Consider the following 20,556-nt stretch of genomic DNA (forward strand, 5'->3'; position numbering starts at 1 on the left):
GTCCGGGAGCGGGCCCTTGCAGGCCCGCTCCCGGCGCGAAACCGGCGTGTATGCCGGCAGACGGATGAGCGGGGGGCGGGGGGGCGCGGGATCGCTCATCCGATGTTCGAGGCCCGCCGCCGCGGCGGCGGGCCTCGTCGCCCTATCCCTGACGCGGATGTCCGTCTGCGCTTACAGCCGCAAGGACGTCCACCTCAAGGAGTGGGTTGCGCCCTGCCGACGTGGCCGATCCGCCGAAGGCCCGCGCCCGGCGGTGCGCAGGTGTAACGCCTTGAGTGGGCGTGCGTCTGGCAAGAACGGCGCCCCGAGGTCGAACCAGGGGCGTGCGCGTTCAACCGAAGGTGCGGAGGTCCAGAGGCGGTGCCGTTCGATTGGGTGGCAGATACAATCCTGAGGCCGACTCCGCTCTGGCGCGATTCCGCGCCTATTCGAGAGGAGCTCTTCAGCCCGGAACGGCTGGAGAGCCACGCCCGCAGTCTCGCCGCAGCCCAGCCCGTCGCCCCCGGACCCCGATCGGGTCGGCCGCTCGACCGGCGCTTGGCCGACAACCAGCAACGACTCGTGGCCGCCTTCCAGATGCTGGGGGCCGCCGCTGCGGCCGGCGAGGAGGTCACGCCCGCGGCGCAGTGGCTGCTCGACAACTTCCATCTGGTCGAGGAGCAGGTGCGCGAGATCCGCCGCGACCTGCCGCGCAGCTACTATCGCCAGCTCCCCAAGCTGATCTCGGGCCCCTTCGAAGGCCTGCCGCGCGTGTTCGGGATCGCCTGGGCGTTCGTCGCCCACACCGACAGCCGCTTCGAGGCCACCGGGCTCTTGCGGTTTGTGGGCGCCTATCAGACGGTCCAACCGCTTTCGATCGGCGAGCTTTGGGCGGTCGCCATCACCCTGCGACTGGTGTTGATCGAGAACCTGCGGCGGATCGCCGATCGGCTGGTCAGCAGCCGCGAGTCGCGCCTGGCGGCCGACGAAATGGCCGATCGCCTGTTAGGGGCCTATGGCCAGGCGCCGGAGCCGGCGGAAGCCGTCCTGCCCGCGACCGAGGCGGCGCCCTTGTCCGACGCCTTCGCCATGCAGCTGTTGCATCGCCTGCGCGACCAGGACGCCAGCGTAGCGCCCGTACTGACCTGGCTCGACGCGCGCCTTGGGGCGCAGGGGAGCACAGGCGAGGCGGCGGTGCGCAATGAACACGAGCGCCAGGTCGCCGCCACGGGCACCGTCCGGAACATCATCACCAGCCTGCGCCGCATCTCTGAAGTGGACTGGCTGCAGCTCTTCGAGGCGATGAGCCCGGTGGACGCGGCGCTGAACCTGGACGGCGCCTTCGCGGCGATGGATTTCTCGACGCGCAACCTCTACCGCGATGCCGTCGAGACCCTGGCGCGGGGCGGCGGCTGCGAGGAACTCGAGGTCGCTCGCGCGGCGCGCGCGGCGGCGAGTCAGGCCCAGGAGCCGCGTCACCGGGATGTAGGATACCATCTGATCGGGCCCGGCCGACCCGAGCTCGAGCGGACGATCGGACTGAAGCCCGCGTGGCGCGCCAGGGTCCGCCGGGTCCCGGCGCGGCTGGGGGTCTTCGGCTATGCCGCCGCGATCCTGACGGTCGCCGCGGGCCTGCTCGCCATGCCGTTGCTGGCGCTGAGCGCCCTGGGCGGCGGCGGCGGCTGGTTGAGGTTGATGGCCGTGCTGGGCGCCGTCCCCGCCCTCGAGGCCGCCGTGGCGTTGGTCAACGCCTTCGTCACCCACAGCTTCCGGGCAACCATCCTGCCGGGCCTGGAACTCGCCGCCGGGGTCCCGTCCGAGCATCGCACCCTGGTGGTGGTGCCCATGCTCCTGACGAACCCCGATGCGGTCGGGCGCCAGGTGGACGCGCTCGAGGTGCATCACCTGGCGAGCCTCGAAGGCGATCTTCACTACGCCCTGCTGTCGGACTGGACCGACCAGGGCGCCGAACACGCCGTCGATGACGAGGTCCTGCTGCGGCGGGCCGCTGATGGCGTGGCGGCGCTGAACGCGAAGTATGGGCCAGCCCCCGGTGGCGATCGGTTCCTGCTCTTCCATCGGCGACGTGTCTGGAGCGAGCGCGAACGGGTCTGGATGGGTTGGGAGCGTAAACGCGGCAAGCTCCATGAGCTGAACCGACTGCTGCGCGGCGCGCAGGACACCAGCTTCATCGCGCCACCCGGCGGGGCCCTGCGCGTCCCGGCGGACGTACGTTATGTGGTCACGCTCGACGCCGACACCCGGCTTCCGAGAGACACGGTGCGGCGGCTGATCGGCAAGCTGGCCCATCCCTTGAACCGGCCGCGTGTCGATCCGGCCACCGGTCGGGTGGTCGAAGGTTATGGCTTGCTGCAACCGCGCATCACCCCCTCGCTGCCGATCGGCGAACAGGGATCGATCTTCCAGCGGCTGTTCTCGGCGGCCAGCGGACTCGACCCCTACGCCGCGGCGGTGAGCGACGTCTATCAGGATCTCTTCGGCGAGGGCTCGTATGCGGGCAAGGGCATCTATGATGTCGACGCCTTCGAGGCGGCGCTGGCCGGCCGGGTCCCGGAGGGGACGCTGCTCAGCCATGATCTCTTCGAAGGGATCTTCGCCCGCGCCGGTCTCGCCTCGGACGTCGAGGTCGTCGAGGACGCACCGGCCCGCTATGACGTGGCGGCGCTGCGGCATCATCGCTGGGCTCGCGGGGATTGGCAGCTGCTTCCCTGGATCCTCGGCCTGCCGCCGAGCCGGGGCTGGCCACGGCAGCCCCTGCCGCTAATCGGCCGGCTGAAGATGCTGGACAATCTGCGTCGCACCCTGACCGCGCCGGCCGCGGTCGCGGCGCTCCTGGCCGGTTGGAGCGGGGCGCCGGCCATGGCCGCCGTGTGGACCCTGTTCGTCCTGGCCGCGGTCAGCACGCCGACGCTGATGCCGCTGATCGATGATCTGGCGCCCCGGCGCGGCGGCGTCCGCTGGCGGGACCGCTGGGCCGCCATACGCGCCGACCTGCGCCTGGCCGGCGGCCGCGTGGCGCTGCTCACGGTCCTGCTCGCCCACCAGGCCTGGCTGATGGCCGATGCGATCCTACGCACGCTCTGGCGCTTGTCGGTCAGCCGCCGGCGCCTCTTGCAATGGATCCCGGCCGCGGAGCTGGAGAGCCGGCTGGGTTCAGGGGCGCCTGCCGTCTATCGCAGCATGGCCGGCGGGCTGGTGGCCGCCGCCGCCGCCGGCCTTGCGGCAGCCACCTGGGGACGAACGTTCTGGCCGCTCGGCGTGCTGTTTGCGGCGATCTGGACGATCGCGCCGGAGGTCGCCCGCCAGGTCAGTCGTCCGCGGCCGGCGCCGGAGGCGCGTCCGGCGTCCGACGCCGACGCGGCGCGCCTCCGGCGGGTGGCGCGGCGTACGTGGCGGTACTTTGAAACCTATGTCTCGGCCGAGCAGAACCACCTGCCGCCAGACAACGTCCAGGAGGACCCGCCTGCGGTCGCGCACCGCACCTCGCCCACCAACATCGGGCTCTACCTGCTCTCGGTGGCCACGGCGCGCGATCTCGGCTGGATCGGCGTCGTCGAGGCCGTCGATCGTCTGGAAGCCAGCTTTGCGACGCTGGCGCGGCTGACGCGGTTCCGCGGGCATTTCCTCAACTGGTACGACACCCACGATCTTCGGCCGCTGGAGCCGCTCTATGTCTCCAGTGTCGACAGCGGCAATCTCGCGGGCCACCTGATCGCGCTCGCCAACGCCTGCGCGGAGTGGCGCCAGGCGACGCTGGACGAGCGGGTGGCTGCGGCCGGCGCCGCCGATGCGCTGGGTCTCGCGCTGGAGGCGCTGGCGCCGCTTTGCCGGAAAGCCTCGGCGCACGAAGCCTTGCGCGGCTTGGAGGCCGACATGGCTGCGCTCGCGGGCGAGCTGCGGCAGCTGACGGTCGGCTCGGCGACCGTGCTGGCCCGTGTGGCCGCGCTCACCGTGGTGGCAGAAGGCTTGCTGTCGGAGGCGCCGACCGGCGGCGAGATCCTGGTTTGGTTGGCGGCGGCCGTGCGAAGCCTCGAGAGCGCTGGCCGCCTAGACGAACGGCTCGACGCACGACTGGCGAGCCTCGAAGCCGCCGCCCGCCGCTACGTTCTCGACATGGACTTCGCGTTCCTGCTCGACCCGGAGCGGAAGCTGCTTTCCATCGGCTACCGCGTCGCCGAGGCGGCGCAGGACGCCAACTGCTATGACCTGCTCGCCTCCGAGGCCCGGCTCGCCAGCTTCGTGGCGATCGCCAAAGGCGATCTGCCCGCCCGCCATTGGTTCCGCCTCGGCCACGCGGTCACCGCGACCAACGACGGACCCACCCTGATCTCCTGGTCGGGCTCGATGTTCGAATATCTGATGCCCGCCCTGGTGATGCGCTCCCCCATAGGCAGTGTCCTGGAGCGCTCGCTGCAGACCGTCGTGCGCCAGCAGATCGCTTATGGGCGCGCCCACGGGCGGCCCTGGGGCGTCTCTGAATCGGCGTTCAACGCACGCGACCTCGAGCTCACCTACCAATATTCGAACTTCGGCCTGCCGAGCCTCGCGCTCAAACGCGGGCTCGACGAGCAGGCGGTCGTGGCGCCCTATGCGACCGCGCTCGCCGCCATGCTCGATCCGGCGGCGGCGCTCGCCAACTTCGCCGCTCTGGAGAGCGCCGGGGCCGGCGGCGCGCACGGGTTCTTTGAGGCCCTGGACTATACGCCTTCGCGTGTCGCGGAGGGCCGGGCCAACGCGGTCGTCCGCGCCTTCATGGCGCACCACCAAGGCATGACGATCGTCGCGCTCGCCAACGTGGTCCTGGAGGGCCGGATGCGCGAGCGCTTCCATGCTGAGCCCATGGTGCAGGCCGCCGAACTTCTGTTGCACGAACGCATGCCGCGCGACGTGCGACCGCCGAGCGCCGCCCTCGCGCAGCCGCCAGCTGTTCTCAGTTCCGCAGAGGCTGGCCCGGTGCTCGGGCGACGGTATGACAGCGCCCAGACCGGGAGGCCCGCGGTCCATCTGATGTCGAACGGCCGCTACAGCGTCGGGTTGACGGGCGCGGGCGCGGGCTTCAGCCGCTGGCGCGACCAGGCGATCACCCGCTGGCGCGAAGACGCCACCACGGATGGGTGGGGCAGCTTCGTCTACCTGCGCGACGTGCGCAGCGGTCAGATCTGGTCGGCCGGCGCGCAGCCTGTGGGCGAAGGCGCAGAGGCGTATGGCGTCAGCTTCTTCGAAGACCACGCCGAGATCTGGCGACGCGACGGAGAGATCACCACGCAGTTGCAGGTTCTGGTCTCGCCCGAGGATGATGCGGAGCTGCGTCGGCTGTGCCTGACCAACGGCGGCGACGTCGAGCGTGAGATCGAGGTCACCTCCTATCTCGAACTGGCGCTGGCCGAGCCCGCCGCGGACGCCGCCCACCCGGCGTTTTCCAAGCTGTTCGTCGAGACCGAGCATCTCCCAGGCTGCGGTGGCGCCCTGATCGCGCGCCGCCGTCAGCGGTCGCCCGACGAGCCGCAGGTCTGGGCCGCCCATCTCTTGGTCACCCAGGCCGAGACGGTGGGAAAGCTGGAGTTCGAGACCGATCGCGCCCGGTTCCTGGGACGCGGGCGCACCGCGCGCGCGCCTCAGGCGGTCACGGAGGGCCGGCCGCTGACGGGACAGGTCGGAGCCGTCCTCGATCCGGCCTTTGTGCTTCGGCGGCGGCTGAAGCTCGCGCCCGGCGCGACGGCGCATCTCTCCTTCTGGACGTTCGCCGCCGCTTCGCGCGAGGCGATCCTTGACCTGGTCGACCGGCACCTCGATCCCTCGTCGGCAGAGCGGGCGATGGCGCTCGCCTGGACCCACGCGCAGGTGCAGCTACGGCACCTTGGCGTCAGTCACCAGGACGCGCAGACGTTCCAACGGCTGGGCGGGCACGTGCTCTACGCCTCGCCGGCCCTGCGCCCGCCGTCGGAGGTGATCGTGGCGGGCGCGGGCGGACAGCCCGACCTTTGGCGCCTTGGGATTTCCGGGGATCTGCCTCTGGTGCTGCTGCGGATCGCCGACATCGAGCATCTGGAGACCGCGCGCGAGCTCCTGCATGCCGCCGAATACTGGCGCCTGAAGCGGCTGGCGGTGGACGTCGTCGTCCTCAACGAGCGCGCGGCGTCCTATGTACAGGATCTCCAAGTGGGGCTGGAGATGCTGGTCCGCTCCACCCAGTCGCGGCGCCCGCCTGGGGAGGATCAACTGGCCGGCCAGGTCTTCGTGCTGCGCGGGGACCTCTTGCCGGATGATCTGCAGGCGAGATTACTGTCCTGCGCCCGCGTGGTGCTTTCTGCCCAACGCGGGCGCCTAGGCGAGCAGTTGCAACGGCTCGGCGAGGCCGCGGCGCCGTCGCCGTCGCAGCCGGCGCGTTCCGCGCCAGCGCCGGCCGGACCGCCCCTGCCGCGCCCAGACCTCGAAGCCTTCAACGGGTTCGGAGGTTTCGCCCGCGACCGCGCGGAATATGTCGTGGTGCTGGGGCCGGGACAGACCACCCCGGCGCCGTGGACCAACGTGATCGCCAACAAGGAATTCGGCTGCCTCGTCTCGGCGGAAGGTTCCGGCTTCAGCTGGGCGCTGAACAGCCGCGAACACCAGATCACGCCCTGGTCGAACGATCCGGTCTCGGACCGGGGTGGCGAGGCCCTCTATCTGCGCGACCGCGACTCAGAAGAGATCTGGAGCCCGACAGCTTGGCCCGTGCGGGTGCCGACCGCGACCTACGTCTGCCGGCACGGCCGTGGCTACAGCCGCTACGAGACCAGCCTGGGCGGGCTGGCGGTGGACCTTGCGGTCTATGTGGCCGCCGATGCGCCGGTGAAGATTTCGCGCCTGAGGATTCGCAACGACTCTCCCCGTCAGCGCCGCCTCTCGGCGGTGTCCTATGCCGAATGGGTGCTGGGGCGGGATCGTGCACAGACCGCGCCGTTCGTCATCACCGAGCTGGACCCAGCGTGCGGGGCGATCTTCGCGCAGAACAGGTGGGATCCGGCGTTCGCGACGCGGGTGGCCTTCCTCGCGTCTGACGCGCCGCCGGACGCCTGGACGGCGGATCGGCGGCAGTTCATCGGCCGCAACGGCGATCTCGCAGCGCCCGCAGGCCTGACCGGCGCAGGCGGTCTGACGGGCAAGGCCGGAGCCGGCCTGGATCCCTGTGGCGTGCTGCAGCGCGATCTTGAGCTGGAACCCGGCGCCACCACAGAGATTGTCTTCCTGCTCGGGGAAGCGGAGGACGCGCAGACGGCCCGGGCCCTGGTCGACCGCTGCCGCGCGATGGATCTGGACGAGGCGCTGGGCGCGGTCGAGCACGGCTGGGCGCGGGTGCTGGACAAGGTGCAGGTGGAGACGCCGGATCGGGCGCTCGACCTGATGCTGAACGGCCGGCTCCTCTATCAGACGGTGTCCAGCCGGCTATGGGCGCGGACCGGTTTCTACCAGGCCAGCGGCGCCTACGGGTTCCGGGATCAACTTCAGGACGCCATGGCCGTGGCCGCCGCGGCGCCCGAGCTGGCGCGCGAGCAGATCCTGCGGCGCGCCGGCAGTTCCCCGAGGGTGACGTCCAGCACTGGTGGTTGCCGCACTCGGGCCAAGGGGTGCGCACGCGGATTTCGGACGATCGAATCTGGCTACCCGTGGTGGTCGCCCACTACCTCGCGGCGACCGGAGATGACACCGTGCTCGGCGAGCTCGCGCCATTCCTGGAGGGCGAACCGTTGAAGCCGCAAGAGATGGAAAGCTTCTTCCGCCCCGGCCTCGGTGAAGCCGCCAGCGTCTTTGAGCACTGCGCCCGGGCGCTGGACGCCAGCCTCGCGCTGGGCGGCCACGGTCTGCCGCTGATCGGCGGCGGCGACTGGAACGATGGGATGAACCGGGTTGGTCGCCAGGGCCGCGGCGAGAGCGTCTGGCTGGGCTGGTTCCTGCACGCGGCGCTTACGCAATTCGCCCCGGTCGCCGAACGGCAAGGGCAGGCGGAGCGTGCGGCGCAATGGCGCGCCCATGCGGCCGGACTTGCGCGCGCGCTGGAGAGCCAGGCGTGGGACGGGGACTGGTACTTGCGGGGCTGGTACGACGATGGCGCGCCCTTGGGGTCTGCGGCGAGCGAGGCTTGTCGCATCGACGCCATCGCCCAATCCTGGTCGGTGCTGTCAGGGGCCGGCGATCCGATCCGCAGCCGCGCCGCGCTGGACGCAGTCGAGCGCGAGCTGATCGACCCGGACGCCAGCCTTGCGCTGCTGTTTGCGCCACCGTTCGACGCTGGCCTCGAGGACCCGGGCTATATCAAGGGCTATCCGCCAGGCGTTCGCGAGAATGGGGGACAGTACACCCATGCGGCGGCCTGGACGGTGATGGCCCTGGCCGGCCTGGGACTGGGCGACCGCGCCGGCGCGCTGATGGCCATGTTGAACCCGATCAATCACAGCCGCACACGCTCGGAGGCGCAGCGCTACAAGGTCGAACCGTACGCCGTCGCAGCGGATATCTACGCCCATGGGCTGCACCGCGGCCGGGGCGGCTGGACCTGGTACACCGGGGCGGCGGGATGGCTCTACCGGGCCGGCCTGGAGAGCCTGCTGGGCCTGCGGCGGCGCGGCCAGGCGCTGGAGATTGATCCGTGCATCCCGCATCACTGGGCCGGCTTCAAGGTGCGATACCGCCATGGCGCCAGCGTCTATGCGATTACCCTGGAGAACCCCCAGCAGGTGTGCAGGGGCGTGGCGCAGGCGGACCTCGACGGCGCGCCGCTGGAGACCCGGCCGCTGCGCCTGCCTCTCCTGGATGACGGCCAGACGCATGAGGTGCGGGTGCGGCTGGGACCGCTGTCGGAGAACGACGATGCGGGCTGATCCCGATCCCCGCGCCGGCCGCCGATTGGCCGAGGCCGATCTCATCGATGTCGCGCGTCTCCTCACAGCCTACGAGGCGGAGGCGCCGGACCCGGCATCGCCCTTGGAACAGGTCGCGTTCGGGACCTCGGGACACCGGGGCTCGGCGTTCACGCGGACGTTCAACGCCGCCCACGTGCGCGCCATCTGCGAAGCGATCTGCGACGTGCGGGCTGCGCGCGGCGTGGATGGGCCGCTGTTCCTGGGCTACGACACCCATGCGTTGTCACGGCCGGCTTTTGAGACGGCGGTCGAGGTGTTCGTCGCGGCCGGCGTGGCGCTGCGGATCGATGCGCGAGGCGGGTTCACCCCGACGCCCGCCGTATCGTTGGCCATTCTCGAGCACAACCGTGACCGGGTGAGCGGTTGGGCGGACGGCGTGGTCATCACCCCGTCGCACAATCCGCCGCAGGACGGCGGGCTGAAGTACAATCCGCCGCATGGCGGCCCGGCCGAGCCGGCCGTGACCTCGATCATCGAGCGCCAGGCGAATGTCCGCCTGGCCGCGGCGCCGCGGCCGCGCCGATCGTTCGCACTGGCGGTGCGCAGCGGGAGCGTCACCGGCCACGACTTCCGGGGACGCTTCGTCGCCGGCTTGGCCAGCGTCGTCGATGTCGAGGCCATCGCCGCGGCGGGGGTTCGCATCGGCATCGACCCGCTGGGCGGCGCGAGCGCCGACTACTGGCCGCTGATCCTCGAGCGCTACGGGCTGGCGGGCGAAGTCGTAAACCCGGTCATTGATCCGCGTTTCGCCTTTATGCCGGCCGATCATGACGGCCAGATCCGCATGGACTGCTCCTCGCCCTACGCCATGGCCCGGCTCGTCGAGCTGAGATCTCGCTTCGACGTCGCCTTCGGCAACGACCCGGACGCCGACCGCCACGGCGTGGTCACGCCCAGCGAGGGGCTTCTCGCGTCGAACGCCTACCTCACCGCGGCGGCGGCCTTTCTGTTCGCCCACCGCCCGCAGTGGGCGCCCGAGCTGGGACTGGGCAAGACGGTCGTCACGACCGAGCTCCTGGCGCGGCTGGCGCGGCGCCTCGGCCGATCCAGCCTGGAAACCCCCGTCGGTTTTCGCTGGTTTGTCGAGGGCCTCAGCGCGGGCCGGCTCGCCTTCGCCGGCGAAGAGAGCGCCGGCGCCGTATTTCGTCGTCGCGACGGGCGGCTCTGGGTGACCGAAAAGGATGGCTTCAGCCTGGGGCTGCTCGCCGCCGAGATGCTGGCGCGGACGGGCGAGGACCCGGGCGGCGCCTACCGCCGGGTCGCGGCCGACGTCGGCCAGTCTTTCTATGCGCGGATCGACGCACCCGCGTCGCCCGCGCAGAAGGCGCGGCTGCAAGCCGTGCGGCCCGAAGACGTCAAGCTCGTCCGGGTGGCGGGCGAGCCCGTGCTGGCGGTGGAGACGACGACAGCGGCGGGCGAGCCGATCGGCGGCGTGAGGGTTCGGACCGCGGACGGCTGGTTCGCCGCCCGGCCCTCCGGCACCGAACCGCTCTATAAGCTCTATACGGAGAGCTTCCGCAGCCAGGAGCACCTCGCGGCCTTGCAGGACGAGGCGCAGACGGCGATCCACCGCGCCCTTGGCGAGGGGTGACCGGCGCGCGCAACTGAGGCCGCCGATCATGTTTGCATCCCGGACCATCTCGAGCGCCAGGGTGGCGACATCGGCGGCGCGGGCATGGCGACCGCGCCGGTTGCGACGCAGGTCAAGCCGCCCAGGACATGGAAGCCGACGACGAGAAAGACCGGCGAGGTCGACGGTATGGGGATGCCCGCAACGACCGTGACGCCCTCAGCAATTCGACGACTATCTCACCGCGACGGCGGGATCACCACCTCGCCATCTTCCTTGGTGAAGCCGGGCTTACGGTCCAACAGAGCGAGGACAACCTCGGAGGGCCGCGAGAGCTTGACCCCCTTGGGGGTCGCCACGATGGGCCGGTTCACGAGGATCGGATACTCCACCATGGCGGCGAGGATCTGCTCGTCCGAAACGTCAGGATCGAGCAGGCCAAGGTCGTCGGCGGGCGTGCCCTTCTCGCGCAGGATGTCGCGCAGCCTCGCCGCCATGCGGGTCAGCAGGTCGCCCAGTTGCGGCCGCGTCCAGACGCTCTTCAGATCCTCGACGACCTTGAGCGCATAGCCCGCCGCCTCGATCATGGCCAAGGTGTTGCGCGACGTGCCGCAGGCCGGGTTGTGATAGATGGTGATCCGAAAATTGTCGCTCAGGGTGGCAGGTCAGTCCTGGTCGCACAGACAATGCGTCTTAGAGACTTAATTCCCAAAAGTTTGCAAAAATACGAGCTTAAACCCCATTTATTTGCTAATCGGGGCTTTGGGAGTCCAGTTCATGCCCAAAAATCCGATCGACGCGCTTCCCGAGGTGTTCGTCTCGACGACGGAACTCTCGACGACCGTGTCCCGAGGCGTGCGCCAGGGCAGGCTTCGGCAGATTGGATCGAAACTCTACACCAAGAACCTCAAGGACGCACCGGAACAGATCATCCGGCGCCACCTCTGGCCGATGGTGGCGGCCTACGTGCCCGGCGCCCTGATTGCCGACCGCACCGCCATCGAGAACGTCCCGGCCGCGGATGGGTCCATCTATGTGATCTCGGATCGCAAGCGCGACATCGTGCTTCCGGGGGTGACCATCAAGCCGCGCAAGGGACCTGCGCCGTTGGACTCGGACCAGCCGTTCATCGGCGGCCTTTTCCTGTCTTCTGTGGCCCGCGCCTACCTCGACAACATGGCCCCCTCCCGTCGGCGCAGCGGCGAGGTCAGCCGCACACTGAGCCGGGAAGAGATCGAAGGGCGCCTGGACGACCTGGTCCGGCGCAGCGGCCCCGACGCCTTGAACCGCCTGCGAGACGAGGCCCGGAAGATCGCACCGCTCATCGGCCGCGAGGCCGAATTCGAGGCGTTCGAGAGGCTGGTCGGCGCCTTGCTCGGCACGCGGGAAGAGTCGCTTCTCACCGATCGCGCCCAGGCGCGCCACGCGGGCGCGCCCTACGATCCCGACCGGCTGAAGCTGTTCGAGCTGCTGCATCGCGAGCTCCGCGCGACCGCGCCGGTAAGCCGTTCGGTGCGGGAACGCGATGGCGAGGGCCGTGCGACCCTGGCCTTCTTCGAAGCCTACTTCTCCAACTTCATCGAAGGCACCGAGTTCGAGGTGGGCGAGGCCGCCGATATTGTCTTCCGTAACGTCATCCCCCGGGACCGGCCGCAGGACGCTCACGACATCCTTGGGACTTGGCGGCTAGTCTCCGACCCGGTCGAGATGGTGCGCACGCCACGCGATCCCGCGACCTTGTTCGACCTGCTGAAGACCCGCCACGCGGCCCTGATGGCCGCCCGGCCGGACAAGGCCCCGGGGGTATTCAAACGGGAGGCCAATCGGGCCGGCCAGACGCTCTTCGTCGATCCGGCGCATGTCGAGGGGACCCTGGTCCGCGGCTTCGATCTCTACCCCAGCCTCGAGACTGCGTTCGCGCGCGCCGTCTACATGATGTTCCTGGTCTCCGAGGTGCATCCCTTCGCGGACGGGAACGGCCGCATCGCGCGCATCATGATGAATGCTGAACTGGTCGCTGCGGGTGAGGAGCGGATCGTCATCCCCACCATCTTCCGCAGCAATTACCTGAGCGCGCTCAAGGCGCTATCCAACGTGAACAACCCGACGACCTTGGTGCGCACCCTGGACTTCGCCCAGCGGTGGGTGTCAGCCGTGCCTTGGGGAGACCTGAACCAAACCCGGGCGGTCCTGGACAGCTCCAATGCATTCATGGATCCCGTGGAAGCGGACGACCGGGGGATCAGGCTCAAGCTGCCCGATGCTTACACCACCTAAGCCGTCAGCGAGGGCTCGAGCCTTGGCCGGGCCTAACGTGCAAGGGGCGCCGCCCAACGCCCGACCGGGGCACGCCGGAGCTGCGGACGGCGACCCCGTGGGGACGTAGACGCGAGGGGTGTAGTTGATGATCTCGACGAAGCGGCCGAGCACGGTGAAGGCCGAGCGCTGCGAGGCCGCGCCGACGATCTCCAGGCGATGGCCATCCATCACCTTCGCCCCGCGCAGCCACAATCCGCCCGCCAGCGCGATCGAGCTGTCCCCATGAGCACGATCGCGCTGGCGCGGCGCTATCGCCGGCGGCGCTCGCCGTATCGGTCAGGCCCAGGGCAATCTTCACCCCGGGGACCTGGCCACCGTCGAGGACCCGGCCGAGCCAGCGCTGGCCGTCGGGGGGCTTGAGGCGCCGGACGCCGGTCTGCTTGGCCGGAGGCTGTTCCAGACCGGCAGGAGCAGTCCGGTCACCAGCACCAGCTGGCGGGTATGCCAGGGATCGGCCTGGGCCACCTCGGCGTCCCAGGCCGCCCGCCAGACCGCCTCGACCGTCTCCAGGTCGGCCTGATGCGCGGGTGTCAAAGGCATCGCCACGCCACCGGACAAGGACGCCCGCCAGAATTCCCCGCGTCAGTGGCTGAACAGCACGGCCGCGCTAGACTGCTCAAGGAGGGTCTGGGTCACGCCGCCGAGGAGCCACTCGCCGGCTCTGCTGTGCCCGAACGCGCCGGCCACGATCAGGTCCGCTCCACCAGAGGCCGCGAAATTGACGAGCTCGTCCCCAGGATCGCGCCGGGTAGAGCGGACCTCGGCGCGCGCCGTGACACCGTGGCGGGCGAGGCGGTCCATGAGATTGTCGACGGACGCCTTCGTCACGGCCATCTCGGAAGGTGTCGAGGCGCTCACGACAGTCACGTCACGGGCCCGCTGCAAGAGCGGCAACGCATCGCTGACGGCGCGCCGCGCCTCGCGCGTGTCCTTCCAGGCGATGAGGATGCGCCCATAAGCGATCTCCGAATGCTGCGCGGGAAGCGCGATCACCGGCAAACCGACCCGCAACACCGTTTCGGCAGGATTCGGCGCAAAGTCTCGCGGGGCGTGTTCCAGCCCTACGATGACGAGGTCGGCCCGCGCTGCGTTGTCGCAGAGTGCGTCCGTCGGATACCGCGCCGCCGGGCGCCAGATTGCGCCAGGCGCCAGCTTGCGGAAGCTGGCCTCGGCCTCGGCGAGCAGACTCGCGTCGGCCTCGGCGCAGGCCTCTACACCATAGGCCCCGCCGAAGTCTGCGGCGAGCGGCTCAACCGCGATCAGCGGCTCGCGCCCGCCGACGCCGACAAGCTCGGCCTGCAGCTTTGCCGCCAGCCCGACCGCCGCCTGCAGCCGCGCTTCCGACGCCGGGCTCGGCTCCACGTGAATGAGGATGGTCTTGTAGCTCATCTGATCGCCTGTCCATGGGTGTGTAGGGATCGTGGCTGCGCCCGCCACCGCCAGTCTTGCGCCGACGAGGCGTCGCCGCGTTGCGCGAGATCAAGCCTGTCGCAAACCTCACCACTATTGGTTCTGCCCCTGCGGCGGCGGCTCGCGGTGGCCGCCGAACGCGGCGCGCATGGCCGACAAGAGCCGCTCGCCGAAAGTGTGATCTTCGCGCGACCGGAACCGGGCGAAGAGGGCGGTGGCCAGGACATCCGCGGGCACCGCTTCCTCGATGGCCGCCTCGACGACCCAGCGGGCTTCGCCGCTATCGGCCACCCGGCCCGAGAAGCCGTCCAGTCCTGGGTTGGACGCCAGCGCCTGGGCCGCCAGATCCAGCAGCCAGGAGGAGATCACGCTGCCGCGCCGCCAGGCCTCGGCGATGTCGGCCAGGTTGAGGTCGAAGCGGGCCTCGGCCGGCAGAACCTCCGAGGCCCGCCCGCGCAGGATGTCGAAGCCCTCGGCATAGGCCTGCATCAGGCCATACTCGACGCCGTTGTGCACCATCTTGACGAAGTGCCCCGCGCCCACGGGCCCTGCGTGGACGTAGCCGAGTTCCGGCCGCAGGTCGGAGCCTTCGGCGCGCGCGGTGCGCTGCAGGTCGCCCGGGCCGGGCGCCAGGTCGCGCAGGATCGGGTCCAGATCCGTGACGGTGGCGGCCGGTCCGCCGACCATCAGGCAATAGCCGCGCGTCAGGCCCCAGACGCCGCCGGAGGTCCCGACATCCACGTAGCTGATGTGGCGCGCGGCGAGCTCGCGGCCGCGTCGGATGTCGTCGCGAAAATCGGTGTTGCCGCCATCGATGATGGTGTCGGCGGGCGCCAGCATCTCACCGAGGGCTGCGATGGTAGCCTCGGTCGCCGTGCCGGCCGGCAACATGACCCAGATCCGTCGCGGCGGCGTCAACTGGCGAACCAGGTCGACCAAGCTGTCGGCCGCCACCGCGCCTTCGGCGACCAGGCTCGATATTAACGTCGGATCGATGTCATACACGACACAGGCATGGCCGGCGCCCAGCAGCCGTCTGGTGAGGCTCGACCCCATGCGGCCAAGACCAATGATGCCAAGCTGCATGTCGACGACTCCGTTCTTATCAGTGCGCGAGAGGCGACGGGTTTAGTGGCTCAACAGGACGGCTCGATCCTCCTGGGCGAGCAAGGCCTTGGTGAAGCCGCCAAACACCCATTCCTGCAGGCGGGTGTGGCCGTAGGCGCCGGCGACGATCAGGTCGGGGCGAACCTCGTCGGCAAGTTCCAACAGTTGGTCGGCCGGGCCGACGCCTTTCACTTCGAGGCTGACCTTGGTCGATGCACGCACGCCGTGGCGTTGCAGATAGTCGGAGACCTGTTCAAGCCGCGCCGCCGTCGCGGTCTCCGCCTCGTGGGGACAGATCCCCGCCACAATGACGCGATCGGCGCGCTTCAGCAGCGGCACGGCGTCCATGACGGCCCGGCGCGCCTCCCGCGCATCCTTCCACGCCACGAGCACCGTCTGTAGCTTGAGTTCATGCTTATGACGCGGAGCGATCAGCACAGGCCTACCGGCCTCGAGCACCAGCCCAGCGAGGACAATGCCGGCTTCGGCGGCGTGCGATCCACGGCTGGTCACTATCAGGTCGGCCGCGCAGGCCTCGGCGGCGACCTCGTTCAGCGGCCAACGGACCGCCTCAAGCCACGCCGAGCCTGCCGCCACGGCGCCCGCCGCGGCCTTGAACCGACGCTCAGCGGCGTTGAGGTCCGCCTCCGCTTGAGCCTCGCCCGCCGCGATGAGTTCGCCGACGCCGTAGCCGCCGTCGAACGGTGCGGCGAGGATGGGAGTCCGCCACATTTCCGCGCCGACGCCGATCAACCTCGCCTGGAACCGGTTCGCGAGCGAGACCGCGAGCGCGAGCCGAGAGTCCGCGGCGGGATCGGCCTCGACCGGGACGAGCAGACTGACATAGGTCATGATTGGCTCTCCGAAGTTGTTCCAGACGAGGCCGCACGGCGTGCGAACGGATCCACGAGGCTCGATCAGCGGCGGAGCACTTGGGGATCCCCGACGCCGGTGACCGCTTCCAATTCGGGTCCTGACAGCAGGTCCGAGGGAGGGAGCTCGAGCAGGCGCGCAGCCTGAAGAGCGATGTGCCCCCAGGTGCATCGATTGGCGAACAGCAGGCCGAAGGTGTCGAGCGTGCCGCCCCGCCCGATGTAGCCCACGACGCGGGTCCGGGCGGGTCCACCGTCGAGCCGCCGCAGCAGCCCGATCATCGGCGCCGGCCGGGTGTGCGAGACGATCAGCCGGCGCTGGTCGGCGGGAAAGAGCGCCTCCAGGCCCCGGTCGGGCAAGGTGAAGGCCTCTTCCAGTTCGTCGCGTGGCTCGCGCAGACGTCCAGGCTCCAGGATCGCGGTGACGCAGACGGTGTCGCGCCAGGCCGTCAGCCGCTCGGCGGCCTTGAGTGCTTCCTGCAGCTGGTAGGCGCCGACCGCGACCAGCTGCAGGTCGCAGGCTTTCGAGTCGCCCAGGACGTGGACCGCCCCTTGGGCGAAGCCTGCGCGGGCCTGCGCGCCGGACAGCGCCGGCGGGATCGGACGCTTGGGGGCGACGATGCAGCCGATCGCGCCGCGGTCGCCGTAGACCTGCCGAAGCGCTTCCACGGCGCTGTTCCCATCGACCGGGAACAGCACCCGCGCGGTGTCCGACATCTCGCCCAGCAAGGCTTCCGGCAGGGTGGGGTCCTGGTGGGATTGCTCATTCTTGGCGTTCTCCCAGGTGTGGGAGGTGACCACGAGCGGCACGCCGAGCCAGCCCGGCGGCCGGCCGATCTCCTTCTGCCGCCGGGCGAAGAGGATCTCCTGCCGTAGGCCGCCCAGCATTTTGGCCGCGAAGGCCTCGTAGCTGACGATCAGATTGAGGCCGCCCTTGTTGCCCAGCGCCGCGCCGGCGACAGCCTCCTCATTGAGGGCCGTGATGACCGCACCCGTGGTGGATTCCGCGGCGCCCGGCTCGGGCCGGTTCACCCGATGACGCAGGCGATCGAGGGCTCGTCCCATCTGATTGCTGCGCATTTCGTCAGGGTTGCCAACCCGCACGCGAAGCGCCGGGTTGGCGTCGATCACCTCGACGAAATAGTCGTCGAGCGCCTTCATGGGCGAGTGCGGCGGCGCATCGGGCGCGGCCCAGGCGGGTTCCGGCAGCCGCGGGGCGGGCGGATGCCGAACCGCCAGCGGGTGATCGCGTTCCCGCGGGCGGCCTTGCGCCTCGTGCAGATTGAACGCCGCTGCGGCGGTGTCGAGCTCCTCGGGCGGCACGAAGAGCCGCCGCGCGCCGGCGTTGAAGGTGTCCCGCGCCGCCGCGTCGTCGTGGGGATTGGCCGGCAGCGGCAGATTGTGCGCAAGGTTGGTGCCAGCGCCTGGAAAACCGAAGCCTTTGATCGTGCGCGCGACGACGTACGGCAGGGGGGCGGGATAGCTCCCGCCCCCCGTCGCAAACGCGGCCAGCCGAGTCTCGGTTTCGAGGACCGCCCAGGCGAACGCCGCCGGATCTCGCCCGTCGATCTCGAAGGGCGAGAAGCCATTCATGGCCAGGTGGGACTCGAGCCAGGACGCGCCGCCCTCCTGGGCGATCTCGGTGCGTTGTTCGATGCGGCGTCCGTTGAGGATCATGATCGGGACAACAGCGCCGCTGTCCTCAGCGCGCCACCAGCGCGGCGACCAGTCCGCGCCCCGTTGCTCCTCGAAGGCCCCGTCGCTCAGGAAGGCGACCAGGGTTTCGCCCGGCAAAGGCATGTGGACATACTGAACCTCGGCGAAGCCGAGGTAACCTCCTTCCGAGACGCCGCCGGCGGTGTGTACGCCGACGTGGCTGCCGATCGGCGCGGCCGGCCGTCCCTGCGGATCGACCGCATAGCCGTAGAAGTCGGTGACCAGGCGGCTCAGGCCTGCGGCGCTGCGATCGTAGCGGCCCTCCTGCGCCGGCGAGAGATTGCCGATGAGCGTGTTCACGGCCTCTATGGCTGCCACGCAATGGCCCTGGCCCATGATCCAGGAGCGCGTGGTCCCGGTCAGCGCGTCGGCGGCCAGATAGCCGATATAGGCCGGGACCATATTGAGCGAGCCGCCGGTGTGGCCTTCCGGGGCAGCCTTGAAATCATCGGCGGACAGCGGCGCGCCGAGCGGATCGACACGGCCCGCATAGGTCATGTGGACGACCAGCCACATGGCGGCGTTCGCGAGCCGATCGGCGGCGGCCAGGATGCGGAAGACCTCATCGCGCTCGGCGACGGCGCCGGCGGCGACGAGACGGTCGGCGAGGGCATCGATGCGGACCCTGGTGGTCACGTCATGCGCAATGACGCCAAATCCAGCGCGCCAGACGTCACGGTCGGAGGCGGCGTCGGTCGGGGGCGTGGGGGTTTCCACAGGCGTTCTCCTGCGAGGCTGCGGGCTTGCGAACCAGACGCCGCCGCGGTCCTCTGCTTACAGCGGCGCGACGCCCGGGCGCCGAAGGATCCTCCGGCCATCACCTTCTCGGTGAGCTCAGGTTCTTCAGCACGAGGCCCGTCGGATCGATCCGCGGTGTCCGAGGCCGAGCCAGGGGAGGAGCCGAACCCAACTGCCGTCGTCGCCGTCGCCAGAGGTCGGTGCACAGCCGATGCGCGAATCGGGCGTGTTGGGCCGTAAGCTCGTGCGCCGGCAGACGTCTTAGGCAAGGCCTCGGCTTGTCTGTCATCCACTGGGGTTTCCATCCGCGCCCCACAGGGAGTCCCCAAATGTCTCAGCCCGATCGAAGCCAGACGCGGGCCTATCTCGTAGGCGGCGGCATCGCCTCGCTCGCCGCCGCCGCGGTCCTGATCCGCGATGGAGACTTGGTGGGCCGAAACATCACCATCTTCGAGGCCCTGTCGCGTCTGGGCGGCAGTCTCGACGGCGCGGGCGACCCAGAGCACGGCTATATGATCCGCGGCGGGCGGATGCTGGAGCCCAAGTATCTCTGCACCTACGACCTCTTCGCCAGCATCCCCACGCTCGACGAGAGCCGCACGGTCACGCAGGAGATCTTCGAGTTCACCGAAACGCTGAAGACCCACTCGACCGCCCGCCTGGTGCGTGACGGACGACGCCTTGATGCGCCGGACTTCGGCATGCAGGAACGCCATATCCTGGCGCTTGAGAAGCTGGTTCTGGAACCGGAACGGCTGCTAGGGGACAGCCGCATCGCCGATCATTTCGACGCCGCGTTCTTGGAGACGAACTTCTGGTTCATGTGGGCCACGACGTTCGCGTTCCAGCCGTGGCACAGCGCCGTCGAGCTTCGCCGCTATCTGATCCGCTTCGCGCACCTGGTTTCGGGCTTCAATCGCCTCGAAGGCATCATGCGGACGGTCTACAACCAACATGACTCGTTGGTGCGGCCGTTGCGCAAGTGGTTGGAGTCGCACGGCGTACGCTTCGAACTGGACACCCAGGTCACCGATCTGGAGTTCGTCGACGCCGGCGGGGGGCAAGCGGTCGCGGCGCTACGTCTGGCGCGTCGGGGCAGGACAGGGCGTCGCGCGGTCGCCCCCGGCGACCTGGTGTTCGTCACCCTGGGCTCGATGACCGACGCCTCGAGCGAAGGGTCGATGGACCAGCCCGCGCCGCCAAAGGCAAAACAGGACGGACCCGCCTGGGGCCTCTGGGAGCGGATCGCCGTGCGACGGCCCGAACTCGGCAATCCAGCCGCGTTCTGCGACCGTGTCGAGGAATCCCGATGGCTCTCCTTCACAGCTACGCTGAGACGACCGGAGCTTCTCGAGGTGATCCGCGACTTCACGGGCAATGTGCCAGGGGAGGGCGGTCTGGTGACCTTCGCCGATTCCGCCTGGTTGATGTCGATCGTCGTGCCGCACCAGCCGCATTTCTTGAGCCAGCCCTCTGACGTGGCGGTCTTCTGGGGCTACGGCCTTCGCGTCGATCGGCCCGGTGACTTCGTCAAGAAGCCGATGGCGCAGTGCTCGGGACGGGAACTGCTCATCGAGCTGATCGGCCAGCTGGGCCAGCGGGCGCGAACCGATGCGCTGTTGGCGGACGCCGTCTGCCTGCCCTGTATGATGCCGTTCATCACCAGCCAATTTCTCAGGCGGCGGCCTGGGGACCGGCCCCAGGTGCGCCCCGAGGGCTATCTCAACCTGGGCCTTCTCGGCCAGTTCGTCGAGCTGCCGCACGACGTGGTGTTCACGGTCGAATACTCCGTGCGCTCGGCGATGGCGGCCGTGTACAGTCTCCTCGGCCTCGATCGCGAGCCGCCGGCGGTCTACAAGGGTCACCTTGATCCCCGAAACTTGGTGGCCGCCTTCCGCGCGCTGCACAGCTGATCGAGATCGAG

At 69.7% G+C, this 20,556-nt stretch carries 10 protein-coding genes and 1 pseudogene; 5 read left to right on the plus strand and 6 right to left on the minus strand.

Translation table 11 applies throughout. The features are described 5' to 3' along the window. Positions 1-4,113: 4,113 nt before the first annotated feature. A pseudogene (locus MQH10_RS00415) lies at positions 4,114-8,858 on the plus strand (glycoside hydrolase family 94 protein). Further along, positions 8,848-10,491, plus strand: coding sequence for a phosphohexomutase domain-containing protein (locus MQH10_RS00420; protein ID WP_242562100.1), 1,644 nt, complete (start codon positions 8,848-8,850; stop codon positions 10,489-10,491). The pseudogene MQH10_RS00415 and the gene MQH10_RS00420 overlap by 11 nt, the downstream one beginning before the upstream one ends. 218 nt (positions 10,492-10,709) lie before the next feature. On the opposite strand, the gene arsC is transcribed toward MQH10_RS00420, so the two are convergent. Then, positions 10,710-11,126: an arsenate reductase (glutaredoxin) gene (arsC, locus tag MQH10_RS00425; RefSeq protein ID WP_242562366.1), complete on the minus strand. Its 417-nt coding sequence runs from the start codon at positions 11,124-11,126 to the stop codon at positions 10,710-10,712. A gap of 121 nt (positions 11,127-11,247) precedes the next feature. Between arsC and MQH10_RS00430 the strand changes: the two genes are divergently transcribed. Continuing rightward, positions 11,248-12,747 (plus strand): Fic family protein, encoded by a 1,500-nt coding sequence (locus MQH10_RS00430; RefSeq protein WP_242562101.1) that lies wholly within the window; start codon positions 11,248-11,250, stop codon positions 12,745-12,747. A 127-nt stretch (positions 12,748-12,874) separates the two neighbouring features. Next, the gene (locus tag MQH10_RS00435; RefSeq protein ID WP_242562102.1) at positions 12,875-13,015 is read left to right on the plus strand and encodes a hypothetical protein; all 141 of its coding nucleotides are present in this window, start codon (positions 12,875-12,877) and stop codon (positions 13,013-13,015) included. Between the two features lie 68 nt (positions 13,016-13,083). On the opposite strand, the gene MQH10_RS00440 is transcribed toward MQH10_RS00435, so the two are convergent. From MQH10_RS00440 to MQH10_RS00460, 5 genes are all read right to left on the minus strand, one after another. Further along, complete coding sequence (locus MQH10_RS00440) at positions 13,084-13,329, minus strand: hypothetical protein (RefSeq protein ID WP_242562103.1); 246 nt, start codon at positions 13,327-13,329, stop codon at positions 13,084-13,086. Positions 13,330-13,371: 42 nt separating this feature from the next. Further along, positions 13,372-14,178, minus strand: coding sequence for a universal stress protein (locus MQH10_RS00445; protein ID WP_242562104.1), 807 nt, complete (start codon positions 14,176-14,178; stop codon positions 13,372-13,374). Positions 14,179-14,292: 114 nt separating this feature from the next. Beyond that, entirely contained in the window at positions 14,293-15,285 is a 993-nt protein-coding gene (gene gnd / locus MQH10_RS00450) for a phosphogluconate dehydrogenase (NAD(+)-dependent, decarboxylating) (protein WP_242562105.1), read from the minus strand. Between the two features lie 42 nt (positions 15,286-15,327). Continuing rightward, a complete protein-coding gene (locus tag MQH10_RS00455) occupies positions 15,328-16,158 on the minus strand; it encodes a universal stress protein (protein WP_242562106.1) in 831 nt (276 codons plus the stop codon). 65 nt (positions 16,159-16,223) lie between these two features. Next, complete coding sequence (locus tag MQH10_RS00460; RefSeq protein ID WP_242562107.1) at positions 16,224-18,611, minus strand: phosphoketolase family protein; 2,388 nt, start codon at positions 18,609-18,611, stop codon at positions 16,224-16,226. 350 nt (positions 18,612-18,961) lie between these two features. On the opposite strand from MQH10_RS00460, the gene MQH10_RS00465 reads away from it, so the two are divergent. Then, positions 18,962-20,545, plus strand: coding sequence for an oleate hydratase (locus tag MQH10_RS00465; protein WP_242562108.1), 1,584 nt, complete (start codon positions 18,962-18,964; stop codon positions 20,543-20,545). Positions 20,546-20,556 lie beyond the last annotated feature (11 nt).

It is taken from the genome of Phenylobacterium aquaticum, from assembly GCF_022695515.1.
Taxonomy (GTDB): Bacteria; Pseudomonadota; Alphaproteobacteria; order Caulobacterales; family Caulobacteraceae; genus Phenylobacterium; species Phenylobacterium aquaticum.